Raw genomic sequence first — 7,299 nt, 5'->3', positions numbered from 1 at the left:
CAGCCGGTCATCGTACTCCGGGACCAGGCGCGCCTGCCACACCTCGCGCATCGCGTCACAGCGCGGCGCCACCACGTAGCGCGCCATGAGGTAGTCGGCGGCATCGATCGTGTTCCCTTGGATCGCGACGCAACCATTGCGTCGCGTGACAAACCACCCAGTGCTCGTCTGCAGGCACCACACGGTCCCGCTGTATGGTCGGCGCGCGCTTTTCGGGAGCGTGGGCATCGCATGTTCGCTGATGCCGACCCGGTACATCTGTGCGCGCGAACCGTGAGCAGTGTACCCAGTGCGAACCGGCCCGACCCGCAGCCCGGCTTTCACCGCACACTCTGCGAGGTCCTCCAAAAGGCGGAGGCTCGTCGAGTACATCTGCCAGCTCTTCCAAGTTGCACGCGTGCGCGTCGCCGTTCCGCCGCGCGATTCCTCATGGACGCCCCCGACAGGAGACCCATCACCCAGCAATGCCCACTCCACGACCAATCGCTGCGCCCACCCCGGCCAGGTTCGCACGTAGGCGGGAAGTCGCTTCGTCGGAGCCTTGCCGCCACAGTGCTCCTGCAGGTGACGCAGGAGCGCCTCGTGGTTCCACTGCCACCGCACGGTTCCTTCGCAGTCCACGTAGCGTGAGGCGGGGATCGGGAAGCGTGCGATCAGTGCGTCAATCGCTGCGACCTTTTCGCCATTCGCACCGAGGGACTGGGAGAGCGCGACCTGGTACGAGCTGTGCGCGTCACGGTTGCTCGAGGTGTACTCAGCCCATGTGCCTTCGGCCGCCAGCAATCCCAGTAACGGCGCCCATACCTCGACAGGGACAGTCACAGCGGGGCGCTTGTTGGGCCGCGATGCGGATTCGGCCAGCCGCAGCGGCTCGGGTTCCGGAGCGTCGAGCGGCGCCGCTGCCACCACGCGCCAGCGACGCGTGCGGGTGTGCTCCAGATCCTCCGCCAGGCACTCACGCCAGTAGCCAGCACGATCGGCCGACTTCACGAGCATTCGATGGTCCGGCGTCACCATGATGTCGACGTTCGCCCGCTTCCCGCGCTGCGACGTCGGGCTCTCAAAGTGGAGCATGTCGCCCGTGTAGTCATAGCGCACGATCTGACGCGGCACCTCGAACCGAAGGACGCGACGATCTGGATCGTACGCGGCGACCTTGTCGGACGGCTGGATCTCGTCGTGCCTCAGCCACCCGCGATCGGTGAGGCACTCCGTTTCCTCGTCGTAGCACGCCCTGTTCGAGTTCTCGATGATCCCCATCACCTCGGGCGGCAGCCCGAACGTCTGGATCACGAGATCGCGCTCGTAGCGCCGGAGTTCCACCAGCTGCATATCGGTGAACTTCTGGCCGAGTTCCTTGACGTCGATCTTCGCGTTCGTGAAGAACGGCTTCCCCTGGTCCTCGGGCGTCTTGTACTTCGCCTTCCAGCGCGCCTCGAGCATGCGCGCCACATCCTGCGTCACGCCCTCGCCGAACACCATGAGGTTCGGGATGCCGCGCCCGTGGAAGAAGGACCGCGTGAACTTCGCCACGAACTCGTCGGTGTCGAGCTCGTCGCCGAGCGACTGCGCGAGACCGGATCCGCGCGCGTATGGATTGGCGGGGTCCGGCACCGTCCAGCTGAGGATCTCGGTGTCGGGGATGTTCACGTTCCACCCGCGGAAGGAGACGCGGTACTCGCGGCGCGCCGGCGTCGGCGTCTCCTGGATCCACGACGGCGGCAGCGGCCAGAACGCGTTGGGGACGCCGGCGCCGTTGCGCTGCTTGAGCCAGTACACCTCGCCGATCGTGTCGAGATAGACCGCGGTGAGCGAGCGCACCGCGAGGCCCGTCAGCATGGAGTTGCCGCGGCGCAGCCCCTCCAGCATGGGGTGTTCCTCGATCTCGATCAGCTCCCGATGGCGCGCGAGGTCCTTGCGGATCTGGAGGCGCTCCGCGTGGCTCGCGGTCTGCCAGTCATGATCGCGGATCGCCTTCCCGCCGCGGCCCTTGCGCGCGTAGAGTGCGAACCGAACCGAGGCCACGGCGGTCGCCACGCGCTCCGTGGCCGCGCGCAGGAGCGGATGCGTGGTGTAGGCCTCCAAGTACTCCTTGGTCCCGCGCTTGGGCGGTTCGCCGGTCCCGGCGTTGAAGATCCGGCCGAGCATCCCGAATGCGGCGGTGGCGGCCGCGTCATCAAAGGCGCCGACGAGTGCCTTGGCGTCGCCGGCGCCGAGACGGCCGAGCAGCAGGCGGCCCGCCGTGCGAAGGCGCGTGCCGAACGGAAGACGGGTCAGGGCGTCACTCATGCGGCGCTCGGGTCACCAGGCTTGGATGGACTTCCGGCGGGGCAGCGGGTCGCCGTTGACCGCCAGGACGAATGCGTCGGCACGATCGGGGGAGCGGCCGATGCGCTTCTTGATCTCGTCCTTCTCGATGAGGAGGACCGACTCTTTCCGCTCCTTCCGCTCCATGCCGGAACTATCCATGACCGTCACGACCCGCGCACGGGGTGACGTCTCGTGCGCGAGCAGTTCTTCGCGCAGCCGGACATCGGGCGGCACGTCGACGAGGCCTGCGGCGACGAGGAGCGCGGCCCGGACGTAGAGCATCGTGCGGAAGTTCTCGCTGTAGGTCTCCCCGGGCGTCGGCGGGAGCGGCGCCGCCGAGAACGAGACGCCCGTGGCGCGAGCGCCGAGCACACGCACCATGTGGTCGAGCACCGAGGCGCCGACGCCGCCCTCGTCGATCGCGAAGGTCGACAGGGCGAAGCGCTGCATGACGTGGAGCGCCACGGAGGGGCCGTCCCCGCTCGGCGCCGTGACGAACTCGCCGAGGTACTGGCGCCGCTCCCGCCGGATCGTCTCGACGGCGGCAGGCCCTTGCTTCACGGCCTCGGCGTAGGCGCGCAGCAGTTCCTCGGCGTCGCGCCCCCAGCGCGGGAGGTATGTCGAGGTGTCGATACCCTCGCGCGCGGGATCGAGGCCCACGCAGTCGGGCATGGGCGCGCGCGCCCGGTCGGCATCCCATCGGTCCATCGCCTCCTCGAGCGCGCGCGCGCTGAAGAGCGAGGAGCGCGTCGAGCGCGGCCACTGGCCGAGGACCTGGGCGGTGAAGCGTGGGCCCGGGCGATACACGCGCGGCTCCCCCGCGGGATGCCCGGGGATGCCGTCCTCCCGTCCGCCGCGCTCGGTCGCGTCCCGCGGCGGCAGTGCATAGACGAAGTCCATCTCGGTGGCGTCCGGGATGGTCTCCTGGGCGCGCCCCATGTCGCGGCACTCGTTGGCCACGCGGGCATCCACGACCTTGTAGCTGATCGCGTCCGGGAGCTCCGCGTCGCGCCGCACCACGTTCGGGTGGCGAAGCGCGCTCATCGCGAAGACGGTGTAGCCCTGCCCCTTTGCGCGCTTGTACGCGGGGCCGATCGGCTCGGTCGGGTTGAAGGCGCTCACGATCTTGTTGCCGTCGCCGGAGCACATGCCCTCCGTCGCGCTCCACACGGGCTCCGGCACCCCCTGCCCTTCTTCGATGATGGCCAGCTGGTTGCGGTGGTGGCGCCCCGACGCCGCATGGCTCACCTCCTGGCCGACGCGCACGTCGGGGGAGAATGGCTCGAAGAACCAGCGCGGGCGCACCCGCCACAGGACCGAGTTCTCCGAGCGACGGCCCGGCATCGGGAAGCCGCGGCGCTCGGCGCGGTTCGCGTGCTCGAGGATCGCCGAGTAGATCGTCGAGTAGATCGTCGAGTGGTCGGGCCCGGGCAGGAGGATCTGGGCGCCTTGTTCCTCGAGGCCGAGGTCCTCCGCGGGGAGTGAGGCGACGGCATCGAAGCGGTAGAGGGCGTACGCGGCGAGCAGCCACGACTTGCCGACGTTGTTGGCGGACGGGATCAGCACGCGATCCTCGCGCTCGATCAGCGCGAGCGCGCGCTCCTGGTCGGGCGTGAGGCGGTAGCCGAAGAGATCGCGCAGGTACGCCAACGGGTCGCCCGCATAGCGCCGGCGGTGCGCCGGATCCCGCACGCGCTCGGCGGACGCCGCGGGCGGCGCCTCGTCCGGCAGGCGGCCGCCGTAGAGCTGACGCGCGGCCCGGATCGCGGCGTCGCGCTCGCCGGGCGGGAGCCGCATGATCCGGCGGCCCATCTCCTCGCGCGAGAGCGCCACTGTCAGACCGTGGTGTTAGGGCTCCCCGCGTCCGGCAGATCGTCGGGCGAGACGCCGAGGGATTCAGCTAGCGCGAGCTTCGCCTCCTCCGAGGAGAGAAACTCCACGCGTTCGCGCTGCCCCAACCAGTTGGCGCCGAGGAATTTGAGCATGCGGGAGTCGCCCTCGAGGGCCTTCTGGAACTGGCGGCGGCGCAGCGAGACCTTCCCGTGGCCTCGGTAGCGCCGGAAAATCACCGAGAAAGTGCTCCCGTACTCGTCATACACCCGCTTGTTGACGGTGTCGACGTCCATGTCGAACCACGCGGCGATTTCCTCGATCGTCGACTGGATCCGACACAGCTTCTCGAACTCGTGACGGGAGAACGGCTTACGGGGCCGCCCCATCTTCGTGGGCGAGGCGTCCGCGTTAGGCGCCGTGCGTGTGCGCGAGCGGTGCGACGTGGGGGCACGCGTCGGCTTCGAGAGCGTTGTCGGCTTTGAGGGCTTCGACGGCTTCTTGCGCCCGGTCCCGGCCGCCCCTCCACCTCCCGTCTTCTGGTTTTTCGCGCTCTCACGAGAACGCGAAGAACGAGAAGCGGGACGCTTACGGGCCGACATCGAGACGATCGAAGGCGAGCTCCAGTTCGTTGCCGCAGCGGCGGCAGCGCGGGAGGAGATCGGTGATGGTCGCTGGCGCCGTGCGACCGCCGGCGACGGGTCGGACGCGCACGCGCAGCCGTCGGCCGGGGGCGACGACGCCGAGCGCGGTGTCACAGAGGTGGTGCGTGCGACTGTTGTAGCCGGGACAACGCGCGACCTGTCCGTCGCGGTAGGAGGCCCATCCCTCGTCGCTGATGCGCGGGGCCGGGCCACGGCGGGCCATGGGGGAGCTCATGGCCGCATGGTGCATCTTGCCATGTCCCGCGAGCAACGGGCAACGTCTCGCGCTACCCCGGCGGCAGGAGCGCGGCGAGCTTGGCGGCGAGCGCTTCACCGGGACCGCACAATTCGGGATCATCCTCGTCGCGGTTCACGTATCGCACGAGCGCGCGCACAAGCTCGACGTCCCGGTGCGTGATCTTCAGTGGGTGGCCCACCGGGAGGTGGCTGAGCAGCATCGCCGCCAGTTGCGCGAGCCCATCAGTGTCCCAACGATCGATCTCGGCGACGCCCCACGACGCGCCGTCATCGGCCGTGAAGGTCTTGGCGCGCGGGCTGAGGCGCACGTAGAACTTCGTCCCGTCGCCTGCGTCGCACACCTGCAGCCCATCGTCCGACAGGAACGTCAGCTGCTTCCCGCGCTCCAAGTCGAACCACTCGTCCGGCGTCAACGCCGGTCGTATCTCGTCCGCCATGCCAGAATACTCGCACATTAGGGGAAGTCCTTGAAGAGTTCGAGCGTCGCCGCGTGCTCGGGGGCGGGCTTCGCGGCTCGGCCGAAGCGCTGGCGCTGGTACTCCGCCTTCCATGCGCGCTTGCACGCGACCTTTCCGCAGATGCGCGTATGCGGCGGCGCGAGACGGTCGCCGCAGATTTCGCAGTGCCGGTGGGCGATCTGCGCCTCCGCTTCCTCCAGCAGCCGCGCCTCGCGCAGGCGACGCTGGTCGCGCAGGCGCTCGAGGTAGGTGCCGAACTTCGCCTCATGCTCGAGCTGCGCCCGGCGCTCGCAGTCGTCGCAGACGTAGCGCACGCGCCCGATGGTATCGAGCTCGCCGCGCAGGGTGCCGGTGCACCAGCGCACCGGACACCGGCGCCCGCCCGCGGCACGGTCCTCGGCGGGCAGCCGCACTGGCGTCCCCCCTCGTCCCCCCTTGATGGTCACGGCGGGCCTCCTACGGCACGTACGGGGTGAGGGTCAGCTCGACACGGGGTCGCGTGACGTCGAGGAAACGGTCGGTCCCATTCCAGGTGCGCAGGCGGAAGTCGTCCTCGAGGACGCCGGCGTCCTGCAGCGCGTCCGCCAGTCCGGTGATGAGGTTGTCGGTGTCGGCGTCGTCGCGTTCCCGGTAGAAGTGCGCGGCGCAGTTGAAGTCGATCGGGGGGAGCGGGAGCCGGAGCTGGCGCGCGAAGGGCCGGACGGCGCCAATGACCGCGTTCTTGAAGCGGATGTAGCCGGGGCTCTTCTTGATGCCGAGCCTCGTCGAGTTCTTCTTTGGGCGCGCGGTTGCCGGGATCATGAGCCAGAGCGTGTCCCCCCGCCGCCAGGCGACCGGCGGCGCGCCAATCGAGACATCCAGCGGGGGCGCCATGTCTGTTCGCTCGGTGTTCTCGGCCGACGCGCGCGGCGCTAACAGCGGAGGTACAGGCAGCGTCTGCGTGAGACGCGCGAGCCCGCCGTCAGCCGTGAGGGGCTTGCCCGCGGCCCGGAGCCGCGCGCGCCGTTCGGCCTCCGCCTTCACCTGCTCGGGGTTGCTCAGGTCGATCACCGGTCGCTCATCGGAGGGTGTGATGCTGGTACGCCTCGCGCGCGAAGACGGCGGGCGCGAAGTCCTCGAGGATGGTCTCGGCGGCGTTGCCATAGTCGACGGCAATCCACGCGCGGTCATAGTAGCGCGCGAGGCTTGCATACCACCCGCCGTGCGGATTCCCGCCGGCATCGCCGTCGTCGCGCGGGACGAACTCGTCGAGGAGGCGCTCGCCCAACACGATCACCCGCGTCGCATCGAGCGGCGTCACCGTGAGGCGGAGCGCCGCATCGCTCGCATGACACGTCTCGGGATGCGGGCCGATGGCCTCGGCGAGCGCCCAGCCCAGCTGCGTCGCGAGCGGGGGCACCCAGCGTTCGGCAACATCGTTCGCGATCATCGTAGCCCCGGCGGGAAGAGGAATCCTTGGATCTGTCGGCACGGCGTCACGGTGCGGGCTCGGTGGGGGTTCGGGAGGACAGGGCGTAGCGCTTGGGCGCGCCCTGCCGGCGCAGGTCGCGCGCGGTCGCCGCGATCACGCCGCGCTGGACAAGCTGATAGAGCAGCTGCGCGACGCTGGCGCGCGTCGTGGGGCGTCGCGCATGCACGAGCGGGTAGATCTCGTCGACGCGGAGTGGCGCGGCGGCGACCGCGAGGACCTGGAGGATCGCCGCGCTGGTGCTGCGTGGCCGCCCCCCGCGTGGATGACCAACGGGGTCCTGCGCGCTCGCGTCCCGCGCGCTCGCGTCCCGCGCGCTCGCGTCCCGCGC

Annotated in this window: 8 protein-coding genes and 1 pseudogene; all 9 read right to left on the bottom strand. The window is 69.9% G+C overall.

The window, feature by feature from the left end; all coding sequences use genetic code 11:
- Positions 1 to 2,289 (bottom strand): hypothetical protein (locus ABS52_19515; GenBank protein ODS99872.1); only part of this gene is annotated, 2,289 nt, incomplete at its 3' end.
- A gap of 12 nt (positions 2,290 to 2,301) precedes the next feature.
- Complete coding sequence (locus ABS52_19510) at positions 2,302 to 4,143, bottom strand: hypothetical protein (protein ID ODS99871.1); 1,842 nt, start codon at positions 4,141 to 4,143, stop codon at positions 2,302 to 2,304.
- 2 nt (positions 4,144 to 4,145) lie between these two features.
- Positions 4,146 to 4,529, bottom strand: a complete 384-nt coding sequence (locus ABS52_19505) for a hypothetical protein (protein ODS99870.1) — start codon at positions 4,527 to 4,529, stop codon at positions 4,146 to 4,148.
- A gap of 199 nt (positions 4,530 to 4,728) precedes the next feature.
- Entirely contained in the window at positions 4,729 to 5,034 is a 306-nt protein-coding gene (locus ABS52_19500) for a hypothetical protein (GenBank protein ID ODS99869.1), read from the bottom strand.
- 37 nt (positions 5,035 to 5,071) lie between these two features.
- Positions 5,072 to 5,479, bottom strand: coding sequence for a hypothetical protein (locus ABS52_19495; GenBank protein ODS99868.1), 408 nt, complete (start codon positions 5,477 to 5,479; stop codon positions 5,072 to 5,074).
- 17 nt (positions 5,480 to 5,496) lie between these two features.
- Positions 5,497 to 5,913, bottom strand: coding sequence for a hypothetical protein (locus ABS52_19490; protein ID ODS99867.1), 417 nt, complete (start codon positions 5,911 to 5,913; stop codon positions 5,497 to 5,499).
- A gap of 43 nt (positions 5,914 to 5,956) precedes the next feature.
- Entirely contained in the window at positions 5,957 to 6,550 is a 594-nt protein-coding gene (locus ABS52_19485; GenBank protein ID ODS99866.1) for a hypothetical protein, read from the bottom strand.
- Between the two features lie 7 nt (positions 6,551 to 6,557).
- The gene (locus tag ABS52_19480; protein ODS99865.1) at positions 6,558 to 6,929 is read right to left on the bottom strand and encodes a hypothetical protein; all 372 of its coding nucleotides are present in this window, start codon (positions 6,927 to 6,929) and stop codon (positions 6,558 to 6,560) included.
- Between the two features lie 46 nt (positions 6,930 to 6,975).
- A pseudogene (locus ABS52_19475) lies at positions 6,976 to 7,299 on the bottom strand (hypothetical protein).

The sequence above is a fragment of the Gemmatimonadetes bacterium SCN 70-22 genome (assembly GCA_001724275.1).
Classification (GTDB): domain Bacteria; phylum Gemmatimonadota; class Gemmatimonadetes; order Gemmatimonadales; family Gemmatimonadaceae; genus SCN-70-22.
Note: the sequence above shows the minus strand (reverse complement) of the source record. Positions and strands in the feature narration are given on the sequence as shown.

What these genes read in the sequence shown, in the direction of transcription:
- ABS52_19480 (ODS99865.1), bottom strand. Translation starts at nt 6,929, where the DNA reads ATGATCGCGAACGATGTTGCCGAACGCTGGGTGCCCCCGCTCGCGACG.
- ABS52_19500 (ODS99869.1), bottom strand. Translation starts at nt 5,034, where the DNA reads ATGCACCATGCGGCCATGAGCTCCCCCATGGCCCGCCGTGGCCCGGCC.
- ABS52_19505 (ODS99870.1), bottom strand. Translation starts at nt 4,529, where the DNA reads ATGGGGCGGCCCCGTAAGCCGTTCTCCCGTCACGAGTTCGAGAAGCTG.
- ABS52_19495 (ODS99868.1), bottom strand. Translation starts at nt 5,479, where the DNA reads ATGGCGGACGAGATACGACCGGCGTTGACGCCGGACGAGTGGTTCGAC.